16 protein-coding genes and 1 pseudogene are annotated in these 15,844 nt (G+C 42.4%); 12 read left to right on the plus strand and 5 right to left on the minus strand.

Annotated elements, in window-relative coordinates:
- Positions 1-60 precede the first annotated feature (60 nt).
- From NSU11_RS01265 to NSU11_RS01295, 7 genes are all read left to right on the plus strand, one after another.
- Positions 61-519 (plus strand): MarR family transcriptional regulator, encoded by a 459-nt coding sequence (locus tag NSU11_RS01265; RefSeq protein ID WP_197202807.1) that lies wholly within the window; start codon positions 61-63, stop codon positions 517-519.
- A 110-nt stretch (positions 520-629) separates the two neighbouring features.
- Positions 630-860: a hypothetical protein gene (locus tag NSU11_RS01270; protein ID WP_125587565.1), complete on the plus strand. Its 231-nt coding sequence runs from the start codon at positions 630-632 to the stop codon at positions 858-860.
- Complete coding sequence (locus NSU11_RS01275) at positions 857-1,318, plus strand: DUF523 domain-containing protein (RefSeq protein WP_197202806.1); 462 nt, start codon at positions 857-859, stop codon at positions 1,316-1,318. The genes NSU11_RS01270 and NSU11_RS01275 overlap by 4 nt, the downstream gene beginning before the upstream one ends.
- A gap of 29 nt (positions 1,319-1,347) precedes the next feature.
- Positions 1,348-1,764 (plus strand): DUF5301 domain-containing protein, encoded by a 417-nt coding sequence (locus tag NSU11_RS01280; protein WP_048238212.1) that lies wholly within the window; start codon positions 1,348-1,350, stop codon positions 1,762-1,764.
- Positions 1,765-1,845: 81 nt separating this feature from the next.
- Positions 1,846-2,673 (plus strand): aldo/keto reductase, encoded by an 828-nt coding sequence (locus tag NSU11_RS01285; RefSeq protein ID WP_024424414.1) that lies wholly within the window; start codon positions 1,846-1,848, stop codon positions 2,671-2,673.
- A 248-nt stretch (positions 2,674-2,921) separates the two neighbouring features.
- On the plus strand, positions 2,922-3,890 hold the full coding sequence (locus tag NSU11_RS01290; protein WP_024424412.1) for a rhodanese-related sulfurtransferase: 969 nt from the start codon (positions 2,922-2,924) through the stop codon (positions 3,888-3,890).
- 342 nt (positions 3,891-4,232) lie between these two features.
- Entirely contained in the window at positions 4,233-5,852 is a 1,620-nt protein-coding gene (locus NSU11_RS01295) for an APC family permease (protein WP_342493753.1), read from the plus strand.
- Between the two features lie 35 nt (positions 5,853-5,887).
- Here NSU11_RS01295 and NSU11_RS01300 read toward each other — a convergent pair whose 3' ends face one another.
- Entirely contained in the window at positions 5,888-6,088 is a 201-nt protein-coding gene (locus NSU11_RS01300; RefSeq protein ID WP_024424410.1) for a hypothetical protein, read from the minus strand.
- A 185-nt stretch (positions 6,089-6,273) separates the two neighbouring features.
- On the opposite strand from NSU11_RS01300, the gene NSU11_RS01305 reads away from it, so the two are divergent.
- The 4 genes from NSU11_RS01305 (at position 6,274) to NSU11_RS01320 (ending at position 11,762) form a co-directional block, all read left to right on the plus strand.
- Entirely contained in the window at positions 6,274-7,110 is an 837-nt protein-coding gene (locus NSU11_RS01305; RefSeq protein WP_024424409.1) for a PRD domain-containing protein, read from the plus strand.
- A gap of 235 nt (positions 7,111-7,345) precedes the next feature.
- On the plus strand, positions 7,346-9,205 hold the full coding sequence (locus tag NSU11_RS01310) for a beta-glucoside-specific PTS transporter subunit IIABC (protein WP_024424408.1): 1,860 nt from the start codon (positions 7,346-7,348) through the stop codon (positions 9,203-9,205).
- A 19-nt stretch (positions 9,206-9,224) separates the two neighbouring features.
- The gene (locus NSU11_RS01315; protein ID WP_073203606.1) at positions 9,225-10,646 is read left to right on the plus strand and encodes a glycoside hydrolase family 1 protein; all 1,422 of its coding nucleotides are present in this window, start codon (positions 9,225-9,227) and stop codon (positions 10,644-10,646) included.
- A gap of 378 nt (positions 10,647-11,024) precedes the next feature.
- The gene (locus tag NSU11_RS01320; RefSeq protein WP_342493754.1) at positions 11,025-11,762 is read left to right on the plus strand and encodes a hypothetical protein; all 738 of its coding nucleotides are present in this window, start codon (positions 11,025-11,027) and stop codon (positions 11,760-11,762) included.
- Between the two features lie 15 nt (positions 11,763-11,777).
- Here NSU11_RS01320 and NSU11_RS01325 read toward each other — a convergent pair whose 3' ends face one another.
- A complete protein-coding gene (locus tag NSU11_RS01325) occupies positions 11,778-12,113 on the minus strand; it encodes a hypothetical protein (protein ID WP_024424405.1) in 336 nt (111 codons plus the stop codon).
- 25 nt (positions 12,114-12,138) lie between these two features.
- Positions 12,139-12,247 (minus strand): annotated as a pseudogene (locus NSU11_RS01330) (replication protein); the annotation flags it as partial.
- A gap of 272 nt (positions 12,248-12,519) precedes the next feature.
- Here NSU11_RS01330 and arr point away from each other — a divergent pair.
- Entirely contained in the window at positions 12,520-12,936 is a 417-nt protein-coding gene (gene arr / locus NSU11_RS01335; protein WP_341319866.1) for an NAD(+)--rifampin ADP-ribosyltransferase, read from the plus strand.
- A 57-nt stretch (positions 12,937-12,993) separates the two neighbouring features.
- On the opposite strand, the gene NSU11_RS01340 is transcribed toward arr, so the two are convergent.
- Both NSU11_RS01340 and NSU11_RS01345 read right to left on the minus strand, forming a co-directional pair.
- A complete protein-coding gene (locus NSU11_RS01340) occupies positions 12,994-14,913 on the minus strand; it encodes a PTS sugar transporter subunit IIA (RefSeq protein ID WP_056764932.1) in 1,920 nt (639 codons plus the stop codon).
- Complete coding sequence (locus NSU11_RS01345) at positions 14,910-15,794, minus strand: ROK family protein (protein ID WP_024424403.1); 885 nt, start codon at positions 15,792-15,794, stop codon at positions 14,910-14,912. Before NSU11_RS01345 ends, NSU11_RS01340 begins: the two co-directional genes overlap by 4 nt.
- Positions 15,795-15,844 lie beyond the last annotated feature (50 nt).

The following is a 15,844-nucleotide window of genomic DNA, read 5'->3' on the forward strand; positions in this document are numbered from 1 at the left end:
TTTGACTCCTTTCTTCATTATTAGTACCATTTTATTAACCAGTTAAGAGTGGAGGTTCAGATGGAAACAAAAGAGCAGATTGTATTAAAAGCGATTCAAGATCTGATTATGCATAGGGAAAAGAGACGGAATGATCCAACAGATCCACTGATTACCACGACTGATACACTCAAACAAGAATGGACACTCACACAGCTTCACATTTTATCGATGATTCAAGCCAATCCAAACGAATCAAATAATACATTTCTATCTCAACAGCTAAAACTATCAAAGCCAGCTATTACAAAGGCTGTGAAAAAACTAATTGAAAAAGGCATGGTCGACTATTGCCACCGGCAAGGTGATAAGAAAGCTGTCTATTATTCTTTGACAGAGGAAGGCAAGCAATTGGCGGCGCTGCATGATGAACTACATGATAAAGCAGTCATGTCCTATTTAGAATTTCTCCACCAGTTTCATGAGGATGAATTACAAGTGATTGAGCGCTTCTTAAAGGCTTGGAAAGAAAAGATATAGTTAAAAAACCGAAACCATCGCACAAAGGGAGATGATGGTTTCGGTTTTTTTATGGTAAAATTAACATATATTGACGTTGTTCTTAGCCATGATGAAAGGGAGGGAGCTCATTGGAGAAAGAAATGATAGAAAATTATAAAAAATACGCATTCATCATGCCATTCGTGGGATTGTTTGTCAGCTTGCTATTATTTGTTTATTTTTTTGGTATTGCAGGACCTGGAGAACCAATTTGGGCTGCTGCTTTGTATTGTGCTCTGCCCTTTTTGGTGAATACGATATGTTTCTTGCCTGTATGTATTTATTTTAAAGTCAGCAAAAAAAGTGAGGAACATACATGATTGTCGTCAGTGCTTGTCTTGCTGGGGTGAAGGTTCGTTATAATGGCAGCCATCGATTAGATCAGCGAATTGAGGAGCTTGTTCAGGAGGGAAAGGCGGTCACAGTTTGTCCTGAGCTGCTTGGCGGCCTTTCCACGCCAAGGCCTCCCGCAGAAATCATTGGCGGAGACGGACATGATGTATTACAGGGCCTCGCCTCTGTGATCGATGTACATGGAAATGATGTCACGGAGATGTATGTAAAAGGCGCGAAGGCCGCGCTGGAACAGGTTCAGTCTCTGAAAGCGACGGCGGTTGTGTTAAAAGAGTACAGCCCTTCCTGCGGCAGCCGGATGATTTATCGCGGAGATTTTAACGGGGGGACAAAAGCTGGAGATGGAGTGACATCCGCCTTGCTTAAACAGCACGGAATTCAGGTATTTTCTGAGGAGGATGATTGGACTTCACTGTTTTTATAGGTGTGGTGTGAATAGAAGGAGGAGTTAGGTTGAAAAAGTGGATGATTGGTTTAGTCGTCATTATTTTATTAGGAATTGGTATTTATTTTCTAATCAATGCAAAAACATACTCTTTTGATGATGTGGCCTCAATTGATCAAAATAAGGTGACTTCGATTCAAATTGAGCATGATAATGAGCGTGTTATGGTGGAAAAGAAAGCGGATATTCAAAAGCTGCTGAAGGAATTTTCGGGTATGAAATTAAAGAAGGTGAATGACTCTAAAAAAGACACAAAAGAGTCTTATTGGATCAGGGTGTTAGAGGATGGCAAAGCGACATACGGATTCATCTTTTACGATCAAGCTTATTTGGAAACATATGATGGTTCTAAAACAAAAAATCGGATCAGCGAATATCAAATCGTTGACACCAATCAAGTTGATATAGGAAAATATATCAAATAGCTCAGCCAGAATTTCATGCATGATCAATTGAAAATTAGGGTATAGTGCTTGGTAATTAAAAAGGAAGCGGAGGTTTGTTTGATGAGTGGATTAACAGATACAGTCACATTAGCAAACGGAGTAAAAATGCCGAAGCTAGGCTTTGGTGTATGGCAGGTAAAAGATGGGGATGAGGCTGTAAATGCCGTCAAAGACGCTCTTGAAGCGGGCTACCGCAGCATTGATACAGCAGCCGCCTATCAAAATGAAGAAGGGGTAGGCAAAGCCATTCAGCAATCAGGCATCTCTCGCGATGATCTATTCATTACGACAAAGGTCTGGAATAATGATCAAGGCTATGAATCAACACTCGAAGCCTTTGAAACAAGTATGGACAAGCTGGGGCTAGATGTATTAGACCTTTATTTAATTCATTGGCCAGTTGAAGGCAAATATAAAGAAACATGGAAAGCGCTAGAGAAACTATATAAGGATGGACGCGTTCGAGCGATCGGAGTGTGTAATTTCCATCAGCATCATTTAGAGGATTTATTGGAAGAGGCAGAAGTTGTGCCAATGGTGAATCAAATCGAGCTGCATCCGAAGCTGACGCAGGAGCCTTTACGAGACTACTGCAAATCGAAAGGAATTCATGTTGAAGCGTGGTCGCCATTAGGAAGCGGGAAGCTTCTAAACCATCCTGTTCTTCAGGATATCGCGAAAAAACATGACAAGTCAGTAGCGCAAGTGATCCTTCGCTGGGACTTGCAGCATGGCATTATCACCATTCCAAAATCTGTGACAAAGAGCCGAATCATCGAAAACACACAAGTCTTCGATTTCGAGCTGTCCGCACGTGAGATGGGTGTCATTGATCAGCTCAATGAAGATGAGCGCACAGGTCCAGATCCAGATAACTTTGATTTTTAATCGAAAGAAAAGCACAGGTGCGATGCCTGTGCTTTTTTTGTGCAGTTTTTTGATGTTGAAAGGCCTCAATGATTTGAATGGCGTCGATAATCTTTTCTTTACATAGTCTCCAATCAAACAATCGAATATATGAGAAGAAAGGCCCTTCCGTTTTATGGAATTGAGCCGCCGACATTGCCTTTAGGTATGTATTTCCTGTATGATAAAGAATGGTATGTTTTGATTAAATTTAAGAGGTGTTTATATAGATGGAAAAACAATATCGCGTTTTACTTTACTATCAATATGTCCCCATTGAGGACCCAGAGACGTTTACAGCAGAGCATTTAGCATTCTGTAAGGAGCTTGGTTTGTTAGGCCGTATCCTCGTATCAGCAGAAGGCTTGAACGGAACGGTTTCTGGAACCATTGAGCAAACGGACAAGTACATGCAAGCGTTAAAAGAAGATCCGCGCTTTGCGTCTATGCCGATCAAAATTGACGAAGCAGATGGACATGCGTTTAAGAAAATGCACGTCCGCCACCGGAAGGAACTCGTGAACCTCAGCCTTGAGGATGACGTGAATCCGTTAGAATTAACGGGGAAACATCTTAGCCCGGTCGAATTTTACGAGCAAATGCAATCACCTGATACGGTTGTGATTGACGCCCGTAATGATTACGAGTTTGATGTTGGTCACTTTAGAGGGGCAGTCCGTCCTGATATTGAGACATTCCGTGAATTACCTGAGTGGATTCGTGACAATAAAGAGATTCTTGAAGGGAAAAAAATCCTGACTTATTGCACAGGCGGTGTACGCTGTGAGAAATTCTCAGGCTGGTTAAAGCGTGAAGGCTTTGAAGATGTCTCTCAGCTTGACGGCGGAATTGTCACTTACGGAAAAGACCCAGAAGTGCAAGGGAAGCTATGGGACGGTCAATGCTATGTGTTTGATAATCGCTTAACAGTACCAGTGAATCAAACAGAGCATGTGGTTGTCGGAAAAGATTTCTTCACTGGTGAGCCTTGCGAGCGTTATGTGAACTGTGCGAACCCTGCATGTAACCGTAAGATGATTGCCACTGAAGAGAGTGAGCATAAGTATATGCGCAGCTGCAGTCATGAATGCCGCACAAGCGAACGGAATCTGTATGTGAAACAGCACAATTTATCTGAAGAAGAAGTACAAGAAAGACTAGCTGTCATTGAAAAAGAACAAGCGATATCACAAGGGTAGAGGGAATCCCCTCTATCCTTTTTTTCTATACATGACGGGGGTTAGAAGATAGAGGAAGTCATTTCCTCTATCTTTTTTGTTTTGTTTTTTTCAAAATAAGGGTAAAGGTAGTTATTCAGTCTAATAGATTGAACAGGTGAAAAAGCGCTTTCTTTTGAAATAAGCATGTTCGACTATTTCAGAAAATGAAGAATTGAGAGATAATATAACAGGCGAAAAAATGAACAAAGGTAAAGGTTCATTAGAAGAAATATTTGCCAGTAAAATGAACAGTGAGCTGCTTTGAAAGAAAGACGCTTGCTTGACACATGCTCTGTATTTTAATCGAAAGGTGTTATGAACATGAATCATTTGCATCGTAGGATGGGAACTTTCGCTTTAATGATGGTAGGTCTTGGCTCAATCATTGGTTCAGGATGGCTCTTCGGTGCTTGGCGTGCAGCTCAAATCGCCGGTCCTGCTGCTATTTTATCCTGGTTGATTGGGATGGTTGTGATTTTATTTATCGCTTTGTCTTATAGTGAACTCGGATCGATGTTTCCTGAGGCAGGCGGAATGGTGAAATATACGCAATATTCACACGGATCTTTTATTGGGTTTATTGCAGCTTGGGCGAACTGGATCGCCATTGTCTCCGTGATACCAGTTGAGGCGGTTGCTTCCGTCCAGTACATGAGCTCTTGGCCTTGGGAGTGGGCAAAGTGGACATCTCATTTGGTCACAAAAGGGGTATTGACGACAGAAGGTCTTATGGTTGCCAGTGTGCTTCTTGTGATTTACTTTCTGCTTAATTATTGGACAGTTGGGTTATTTTCAAAAGCAAATACATTCATTACCGTATTTAAAATTGTCATTCCAGGATTAACAATTGCTGCGCTCTTATTCGTAGGTTTTCATAGTGAGAATTTTACTTCTGGAACAAGTATTGCCCCTAACGGCTGGGCGAGTGTGCTGACAGCTGTTGCGACATCTGGGATTGTGTTTGCCTTCAATGGCTTCCAAAGCCCGATTAATATGGCCGGTGAGGCAAAAAATCCAGGCCGGTCGATTCCAATTGCCATTGTCGGATCGATTTTCATTGCAACTGTGATTTATGTCCTTTTACAAGTCGCCTTTATCGGTGCTGTTGATCCATCTATGATTGTGAACGGATGGGGTCATTTGAATTTCAACTCGCCATTTGCGGACCTTGCCATTGCGCTTGGGATTAACTGGCTTGTTCTGATTTTATATGCGGATGCGTTTGTGTCACCTTCTGGTACAGGAATTACGTATACCGCAACGACGTCTCGTATGATTTATGGAATGGAAAAAAACAAATACATGCCAAGTGTGCTTGGCCGTCTGCACCCTATTTACGGCGTGCCTCGTCCAGCAATGTTTTTTAACTTAGCCGTATCGTTTATTTTTCTGTTTTTATTTAGAGGCTGGGGTGTACTTGCTGAAATTATCTCTGTCGCAACACTTATTTCGTATCTGACGGGACCAGTGACAGTCATGACGCTGAGAAAGACAGGGACAGATTTATATCGTCCGCTTCGAATAAAAGGACTCAGCATCATTGCTCCTCTCGGTTTTGTCTTTGCCTCATTGACACTGTATTGGGCAAGATGGCCGTTAACAGGTCAGGTGCTGTTCATTATTCTCATCGGTCTCCCTATCTATTTTTACTATCAAGCAAAAGCGAAGTGGAAAGGCTTCGGCCGCAACTTTAAGGCGGGTGCTTGGATGGTTGTGTACCTGCTTGTCATGATGACGATTTCCTGTCTTGGCAGTGACAAATTTGGCGGTTATAACATCATTCATTATGGCTGGGACATGGCACTGATTACAGTGGTAGCTCTGCTATTTTATATGTGGGCACTCAAAAGTGGATATGAAACAGAGTTTTTAGAGAATGCGAAAAAAATCAATGATGAGCTGCGTGCTTCTCAGAAAGAAGCTGCAGCAACCAAAGAATAAAGAAACGGCTGCCTGAACACTCGGGGCAGCCGTTTTTATTTGGATGAAAGGTGCATCACATGCCGTTTCAGCCAAGTGGTGACGCCGCGCAAAACGGCCGCTGTGACAAGTGAAATGAGCACATATCTCCAAAGCTGGCCTAAGCCTTGTCCACTCAGCCAGAACACGATGCCTAGGATGATGAGGGTGAACATGAGCAAGAATAAAAATGATGCAGACCAGAAAAAAGCTTTCACAGAAGGCCACCTCCTCAGGAGTATTGTATGCAGGCTGATGCACGATCAGACCAGCAATGAAGAGGTTGACTATTGATGAGAACTATTGCTAAAGTCAGATAAAAATATCAAGTGATTTGACAATTGTGTTAAGATGAGAGCATATTTTGAGTAAAGTTGTTGGTCATAGACGGAGGTGTTTGGAAATGCAGATTCAAAAGGTTCTAAACAATAATGTCATTAGTGTCATAGATGAACATGGAAAAGAAATCGTTGTCATGGGCAGAGGCATCGCTTTCCAGCGACGTCCCGGGGACCCGGTGGACGAATCGTTGATTGATAAAGTCTTCCGCCTGGAGGATCATTCCGTTCACGAGCGGATGAAAATGCTGCTTCAAGAGGTTCCGTATGATGTGGTCAAAGTGACCGAAGAAATGATCCAATATGCACATACAAAGCTGAACCGAAGATTAAATGAAAGTCTGCATGTATCGCTGGCAGACCATATTCATTACGCCATCGAACGGCTGAAGAAAAATCATCTGATTGAGAATTCGCTTATTTGGGAGATTAAACGCTTATACAAAGATGAATTTCTGGTGGCAAAGGACTGTCTTGAGATGATTGAAGAGCGTCTTCATATTGAACTGCCTGAGGATGAAGCGGGCTTTATTGCCATGCATATCATTAACGCAGAGCTCAATGAGGATATGAATACGACGGTCAATATCACAAAGGAAGTCAATGCCATTCTCACCATTGTGAAATATCATCTCAACATGGAATTTGATGAAGACTCGCTTAACTTTTACCGTTTTCTCACGCATTTGCGCTTTTTCGTCCAGCGTCTGATTAACGAAACACTGCTTGTCAGCGAAGATCAGGACTTATATCAGCTGATCAAAGTGAAATATCCGAAAGCATATGATTGCGCAAAGAAAATCGCAGAATATGTCTATCAAACCTATCATCGGGATCTCACATCGGAGGAGATGCTGTATCTATCAATTCATTTGAATCGACTGATCAAACGAGAAAAATAAAGATAGATTTTAAAAGAAAGCGTTGACATGAGAAAAGGTGAGTGGTACTATTTGCTCATAAACATAAAAGAATACGGTTTCACAATGATCGTCTTAGAGGATTGTGACTGTTCGGCAGGCAAAACCTAAACGTTCACTGAAAAAGCGCAACAGCAAGCTGCGACTATTTTTGGTGCCCGTTTAGGTTTTTATTTTGCCCAAAAACGTATTTTTTTGAAAAAAAGGGGGTTTTTGCATGAGTTATCGTCAATTAGCAGAAGACATTATTAAACACATTGGTACAGAGAAAAACGTCCATTCATTGGTGCATTGTGCCACAAGGCTTCGCTTCACACTAAATGACAGATCAAAAGCGGATAAAGCGGCCATTGAAAAATTAAATGGCGTCGTTACCGTTATGGAAAGCGGCGGCCAATTTCAAGTGGTCATTGGCAATACCGTACCAGAGGTATATCGAGAAATTGGAGAGTTTACGAATCTATTAGAGGATTCCACTGCTTCATCTGCAAAATCAGGTGAAGAGAGCACAAGCCTTTTCGGGAAATTCGTCGACATTGTATCGGGGATTTTCACACCACTTCTCGGTGTCATGGCGGGTGCAGGTATTTTAAAAGGTCTATTAGGCATCTGTATCAACGCGAAATGGTTATCTCCTGAAGATACATCGTATCAAATTTTATTTGCAGCATCTGACAGCTTGTTCTACTTCCTGCCATTATTGCTCGCATTCACTTCTGCTAGGAAGTTTAAAGCGAATCCGTTTGTCGCTGTGACGATAGCAGGTGCACTGATTTACCCAACCATTCAAGAATTGTCAAAAGGCGGCGGAGATGTGACATTCTTCGGGATTCCAGTCGTCTTAATGTCTTATACATCTACGGTCATCCCAATCATTTTGGCAGTGTTTGTCATGGGATATATCGAACGTTTCTTTAACAAAGTTATTCATGAAAGTGTCAAAAACTTTATTACTCCACTGATTTTGCTTGTCACGGTTGTTCCGCTGACACTCATCGTATTCGGACCATTTGGTGTGTATGCAGGGAATGGCATTGCAGCTGTTTTGCTGAAAGTATTCTCCTTTAGTCCTACACTTGCAGGTGCTTTAATTGCGATGGCTTGGCAGATTCTTGTCATCTTCGGTATCCATTGGGGACTTGTGCCAGTCATTTTAAATAATATCGCAGTCCATGGGAAAGATCATATCAAGCCGGCCACTGCGCCAGCTGTATTTTCACAAGCCGGTGCTTCAATCGGTGTTATGCTGAAAACAAAGAATAAAAAACTGAAATCACTGGCTGGATCAACAGCAGTTTCTGCTGTGTTTGGGATCACAGAGCCAGCTGTATACGGGGTCACACTTCGTTTGAAAAAACCATTTATTGCAGCCGTTATCTCTGCTGGGGTCGGCGGTGCGATTATCGGTTATTCACAAAGTATTGCAATTGCGTCAGGCCTTCCAAGTTTACTGACACTGCCGATTTTCTACGGTCAAGGATTTACAGGGTTCATCATCGGTATCTCGGTCTCGTTCGTCCTTTCGATCATCCTAACCTATTTGATTGGATTTAAAGATCCAGTAGATGAAGATGAAACGCCGGCAGCCGCTTCTGCACCGGTAATTGAAAACGAACATGGGGTCAAAGCAGCTCATGTGAAAAGTCCTTTAAAGGGCGAGGTCATCAAGCTGGAGGAAGTGCAGGATAAAGCATTCTCATCTGGTGCATTAGGAAAGGGCGCAGCCATCATTCCATCAGAAGGAAAGCTGTTTGCACCAGTATCAGGAGTTGTGACAACGGTGTTCCCAACTGGACATGCGTATGGCCTAACCTCTGAAAGCGGAGCAGAGGTACTCATTCACATCGGACTGGATACCGTACAATTAGGCGGAAAGCATTTTACCCCGAAGGTTGTTCAGGGGCAAACCATCACAGAAGGCGAACTGCTTGCTGAGTTTGACATAGAAGCCATCCAAGCTTCAGGCCTGTCAGTCACAACACCCGTTATTATTACCAATTCAGGTGAGTTTAGCGATATCATTGAAACGGAAGAGAAACAAATCACACCAGGACAATCATTTTTACATCTAGTTTAATCAAAAGGAGGAAGAAATCATGAGATATTCAACACTAGCATCATTTCCAAAAGACTTTTTCTGGGGCGGATCTACTTCCGCCTATCAGGTAGAGGGTGCGTGGAACGAGGATGGCAAGGGGCCTTCTGTCATTGACATGAGAGCAAGTTATCCTGAAGGGACAACGGATTTTAAAGTCGCAAGCGATCACTATCACCGTTATAAAGAGGATGTGAAGATGTTTGCGGAAATGGGCTTGAAGGCTTATCGCTTTTCCATTGCGTGGACACGGATCATTCCAGATGGAGATGGGGAGATCAATCAAAAGGGGATTGAATTCTATCATTCACTCATCGATGAATTGCGCCGCTATGGCATTGAACCAATCGTGACAATGTATCATTTTGATCTGCCTCATGCGCTTCAAGTAAAGGGCGGGTGGTCTAACCGCGGGACAGTGGATGCGTTTGAACGCTATGCAGAGGTGCTATTCAAGGAGTATGGTCAGAAGGTAAAATATTGGCTGACCATTAATGAACAAAACATGATGATCTTACATGGATCAGCGCTAGGTACACTTGATCCAAATTTAGAAAATCCGAAAAAAGAACTGTATCAGCAGAATCATCATATGCTCGTTGCACAGGCAAAAGCCATGACGCTTTGTCATCAAATGCTGCCTGAAGCGAAAATTGGACCAGCGCCAAACATTGCGCTCATTTATCCGGCTTCTCCAAAGCCTGAAGATGTGCTTGCTGCGGCGAATTACAATGCGATCCGCAACTGGCTTTATCTTGATATGGCGGTGTTCGGGCGTTATAACAACCTGGCTTGGGCGTACATGAAAGAAAAAGACATTCTTCCTGTCATCGAAGAGGGAGATATGGATATTTTGAAAAGCGCGAAGCCAGACTTCATTGCCTTTAACTACTACACCTCACAAACGGTTGAAGCGAGTAAAGGAGATGGCAACGACGAATTTGCACGCGGCGGAGATCAGCATTTGAAATCAGGTGAAGATGGCGTCTACAAAGGCGGCAACAACCCATTCTTAAGCAAAAATGCGTTTGGCTGGGAGATTGACCCTGTCGGCTTCCGTTCAACAATGCGGGAGATTTATGACCGCTATCAGCTGCCGCTTATTATCACGGAAAACGGATTGGGTGCATTCGACAAGTTAGAAGAAGATGGATCAATTCAGGATGATTATCGAATTGATTATCTAGAAAAACATATCGAGCAAATCAAATGGGCGATCACAGACGGCGTCGAGGTATTTGGATACTGCCCGTGGTCAGCCATCGACTTAATCAGCACACACCAAGGATGCTCCAAGCGCTACGGGTTCATCTACGTCAATCGCGACGAATTTGACCTAAAAGACCTCAACAGAATTCGCAAAAAGAGCTCTTATTGGTATGAAACCTTGATTCAGCAAAATGGAGACAACATCGGGAAATAACATATGAAAAAGCCAATCACCTTATGAGCGGGTGGTTGGCTTTTTTTCGTTCACTTTATTGGCAAGATCATATTGTTCGAGTTGTTCTAAAAGGATAGTCTGATCTTAACAGCCTAATAAACTGCTTTCTTTGCGTATTTCTTGCCTCCTCGGATGCTGTCCGAACCAGTCGGGGAAATCTTCCCCGAACTTCATAAGTTAACGAATTCTACCACAGAAATTTTCACCAAAACGAAGTTCTAAAAAATAAAAAAATGATTGCGGACACCGCAAACAAAAAAGGAATTTTCTTAAATCTATCTTAAATCCATTGATACACTCATTTTGATTTGATAACCTTTATTTGGGATTTAATACAAAAGGAGGAATGTGAACAAAATGTTCAAAAAAACACTTTTAACCCTAATTACCCTAGCTCTAGTCATATCAATATGGACTCCATTTTCATCGGAAGCATCAGCAGAAACACACTTTATCAATTCACAAGAATTAGAAACGTTAGTAACACCAACAGTTCTACAAAATGAACAAGCTACCAAAGAATTAGACGAACTTGAAATGAAAATGGGAGAATACATAGAAAACCTTCCATTTACAGAAAAAGTATTTGAAAGCATGTCAGAGTCAGAACAAAATAAAGTGATAGACCAATATTTCAACAATGAAGAATTTTTAGCTTTAGAAAACCGAATGAAACAACTTGATTCCAAAAGTAGTCAGAGTGAAATCACAACACAAGCACTACCAATATTCTTCGTACCAATCGCAATGACCGTAGGAAGAGTTGCTTTGTGGGCCATAAGATCAAAAGGCGCAAAAGTTGCACTGAAGTATTTGAAGAACAGAATAAAAGGTTTTGGGAAGAACTATCATATCGATTGGTATGTAAAAAATAGAAAAGGAAAAGTCGAGAGTCTCGTAAAAGTGTTCCATAAAAAAGGAAAAAAGAAAATACGAGTATTTGCAGTTGATAACGGAGTCATACCACTAAAACCAGGATCATCAAACTGGTACTGGCATTTTCATGTAGCTCCAAAAATTCAAATACACCAAGCTCTTAGAGCATCAGTACCAAGTAAACACAAAGCTGTAAAAGGTAGAACAATACTCCACTAAAAAAGAAAAGCCCTTTTATAAGGGCTTTTCTTTTTTAGCATCGTAATCTTTAATAATTTCAATTGGATCAATTGCATCATCATCTTGTACATATTGCTCTACATAAGGAGTCATCAACTTCTCAAACTGATTTTCATCATCTACTAAAGCAATACAAGTTTCATATCCTTCAAAATCAGATGGGTATAAATTTGCAACAGCACTACCAGTTTTTAAAGCCTGATCTATCGCATTTTTTAATTCCAATAAACCCTTCCTGTTTCCTAAAATCAATGCTTCTCTATGATGAGTTTCTTGAGCATATATATTACACATCTCTAAAACATCATCATCATCCACTTGAATAGACATACAAAAATCACCTCCGAAGTAAAATTTAGTTAATTATATAATTATTGATGCCAGCATGCCAAGACCTCAAACGTCTCATTGGCTACTTTATCTTCATCTTCTTCAATCCTGATCAGATCTTCTTCCTAGGCATCAATACGCTATTTCCCAAACTGCCACCAATTTTTTCTTTCCTTTTCATCCTGTTCCGTTGCAGTTTTTCTTATGGACTCTAACAGCTTTTTATCTCTTTCAAGAAGACTGATTTGTATGTATTCTTGCTGTTTTTTCAACTTGCTGGAGCTTACACATCTTACTCTCTACTATTATTATACCCCGAATTTAATGAAATTTATAGACTGTTTCTCGCCCATATCTAGCCGTATACTGTTATACGCAAGTCAAAAACGATGAGGGGTGTGGCTGTATGAATGACAAGCAAAAGGTGTTAGATCCCGGGCCATTTTTTCATGGGACCAAAGTGGAATTGAAGATTGGAGATCTGCTTGAACCGCTGCATTTATCCAATTATCAGGATAAAAAATCGAACCATATTTATTTCACCGGAACACTAAACGCGGCCAAATGGGGTGCTGAATTAGCTAGGTCTGATGCGAAAGAAAGAATTTATATTGTAGAACCGTTAGGCGAGTTTGAAAATGATCCAAATGTGACTGATAAAAGATTTCCCGGCAACCCAACACGTTCTTATCGATCGAAATCTCCGTTGAAAATAGTCGCAGAATTAGGTTCTTGGGAAAGACATTCCGATGAAGAAATCAATCATATGCTGAGCTCCTTAAAAAAATTAAGTGAAGAAGGAAAAAATGTCATCTACGATTAATGATATATATCTAAATAAAAAGGTCGCCTCATGAATTGGGCGGCCTTTTGTTTGATCTTATTGAAACAACGCATCCATCAGCTCATCAAATGTGTTGGCTTGCTTGAGGGCGCGAATGCGGTCTGGATTGTCTAGTAAATCGACGGCCTGTTCAAAGAATTGGTTCATGCAGGCAGCGTCATCCTTATGAATCGCTAATAAAAAGACAAGTGATACTTGGTCTCCCTGCCAGTCAATCGGCTGTTTTAAGTGTGCGATGGCTACAGAGGAGGTGCCTTCATTTGTGATGAGCGGGTGCGGCATTGCAATGCCGCTGCCAAGATAGGTAGACGACATTTGCTCCCGCTCAAGCACCGAGGGCCGAAAAGAAGACGATACTAGCTGATGCGCCTCTAAATGGCTGCATAATATATCTAATACCTCATCCTTGCTGCTTAGATCAGCATTCATGAAAGTCAATCGCTCTTGAAAAAACGCCATCAGCTCTTTTGAGGGTGCCCCGTGTCCATTTAATAAATGAATGACTTCATTTACACGCTGTATATCATGATGTTCAAAAAAGGCGCTGACCTGAATGACTGGTTTCCCCTTTGATGTGAGAGGCACGGTTGTGATGATGACGTCACACGGCAAAGAGGAGCTCATGAGATAATCCTGATAGGAATAGAGCTCAACAATGTCAAGCTCGTGCTGAAAGGCTGCCTTCAATTTAATTTCAAGCAGTCTGGCCGTCCCTAGTCCAGACCCGCACACGATAATCGCTTTCTTTTTTTGCGAGGTGTCGAGCTGACTTCTTTCAAATGAAGCAGCGATATGCAGGGCAACATATGCCGCTTCATCTTCATTTGGCGTCCGTACCAGCTGTAATGCATTCAGCCCGCTGACAGCCAAATCAAACGGGTAAGGATAGGACGTTTTGATCTCATGCAAAAGCGGATTTTGTAATGATACGCCATATTGGATGCGATTTAATAACGGCTTCATATGAAGCATCAAGTCTTGCTGTAGGATGCTGTCATCAGCAAAACGATGACCGCTTATTTTTTCAATGTGCTGTAAAAAGACTGTAACCGCCTGCTGAACTTCCACTGTCGTCTGATGCTGGGCGGCTTCTTTCCACGTTTGATTCGCCAATAGATGCATGACTAAGTAATCTGTTTCATCCTCTGATAAGGTCACACAAAAAGTGTCACTCACCTGCTGTATGATTTTTTGTGCAATTCTCATCAAAACGGGTGATCTTTGTGTGCGGGCGGTACTGGCGGATATCCGCTGGTTTTTTCGTGTTTGCTGAATCGCAATGGCTAAGTGAATGACTAAATTTTTTAAGGCAATATCTTTAATGAGCAATGACTCTTGATGCAGGTTCGTCAACACAATAGATCGAATGGTTTCAAGAGAAATATCAGGAAAATGGAGCTGCTCCCGCTCGGTGATATGAGAGAGTGCAGGCTCTTCCTCAAGAAGTAAGTCTGCATAGCACGTTCTTTTTTGCAGCTCATCTCCTTCAATCTTTAAGCCAAATCCAGGCTTTGATACAAGGGTCATGCCGTAACGGGCTAACAGCTCTCGTCCTTTTTTTAAATCGCTGCTGACCGTCATGCGGCTGATAAACAGTTCTTCAGCCAGCTGGTCAATTTTTAAGTAATCTGATTGAAGCAGCAGCTTTCTCATCATAAATCGTACACGCTCTTCTGGCATGACGGGGACAAGAGAGCGGGCAGGAAGCTTTTGCTGATGAAGCCAAAGTAAGAAAGCATCTTGGTCACTCGTTAAAAGAGTATATCCTTTCCCGCGAATCGTTTTAATCATGGCCCCAGTTTCCTTTAAATACTCATTTGCTTCCTTGATTAAATTGCGGATAGAGCGGTCAGATAAGCGAAAAGAGGCAGTGAGCTCCTCCAGCTTCACGAACCCCTTCGTTTCAAATAGCCGCTGAATCAGCTGATAGGTTCGAGGATCTGCCGTCATCATCATTGCGCGGCTCCTTGCGCCTGTAAGGCATCAGTTCCAAGAGCGATGGCGCCCATTAAACCAGATAATCCATCAAAGGATGGTTTTGTGATAATTTCATGTAAAGGCTTTGGCAGCTGCAAATAGCCGTGAAGCCGTTTGTCTGTTTCATCAAGAATAAGCGGCAGCATAGCGGGCTGTTTCATCACGCCTCCACCTAGAATGATGCGTTCTGGTGAAAGGGTGAGCAGCAGGTTAGCAGTCATTTGCCCGAGATAGTAAGCATGAAGTGACCAGGCTGGATGATCCTCTGGCAGCATTTGTGCCAGTGTATGATAGCGTCCTTCTATGGCAGGACCAGATGCCAGTCCCTCTAAACAGTCATGATGTATAGGGCAGCAGCCTCCGTAAGTGTCATGAGGATGCCGCTGAACAGTGATATGACCCATTTCTGGATGGAGCAATCCGTGAATCAGGCGATGTTCAATATAGGCACCGCCGCCTATTCCAGTCCCAACAGTAATATAGACCAAGGAGGCAGGCTTTTCTGCTTCAGTTGAAAAACGGGCTTCTCCGAGTGCTGCACAGTTCACATCGGTATCAAGCTTCATCGGGATCCCGAGGGCTTGTTTTAAGGTAGAGAGGAAAGGGAATTGGCGCCAGGCTGTTTTGGGTGTGTCTAAAATCGTCCCATAGCTTAGGCTTTGCTCTTTCACATCGACAGGCCCGAATGCCCCAATTCCAATGGCATCGACACGATGCTTTGTAAAGTAATCGATCACTTGCCGGCATGTTTCAACTGGATTCCCTGTTGCAAAGGAAGTCATGTGTTCAATCGTTCCGTCTGTTGTTCCGTAGCCGCAGACAAATTTCGTTCCGCCTGCTTCAATGCCTCCAATTCGCATGATCAATGCCCTCCATTAAAGAGGGGCGGAATCCAATGGATCCCGCCCCT

This window comes from Bacillus sp. FSL R5-0712, from assembly GCF_038593285.1.
Classification (GTDB): domain Bacteria; phylum Bacillota; class Bacilli; order Bacillales; family Bacillaceae; genus Bacillus; species Bacillus safensis.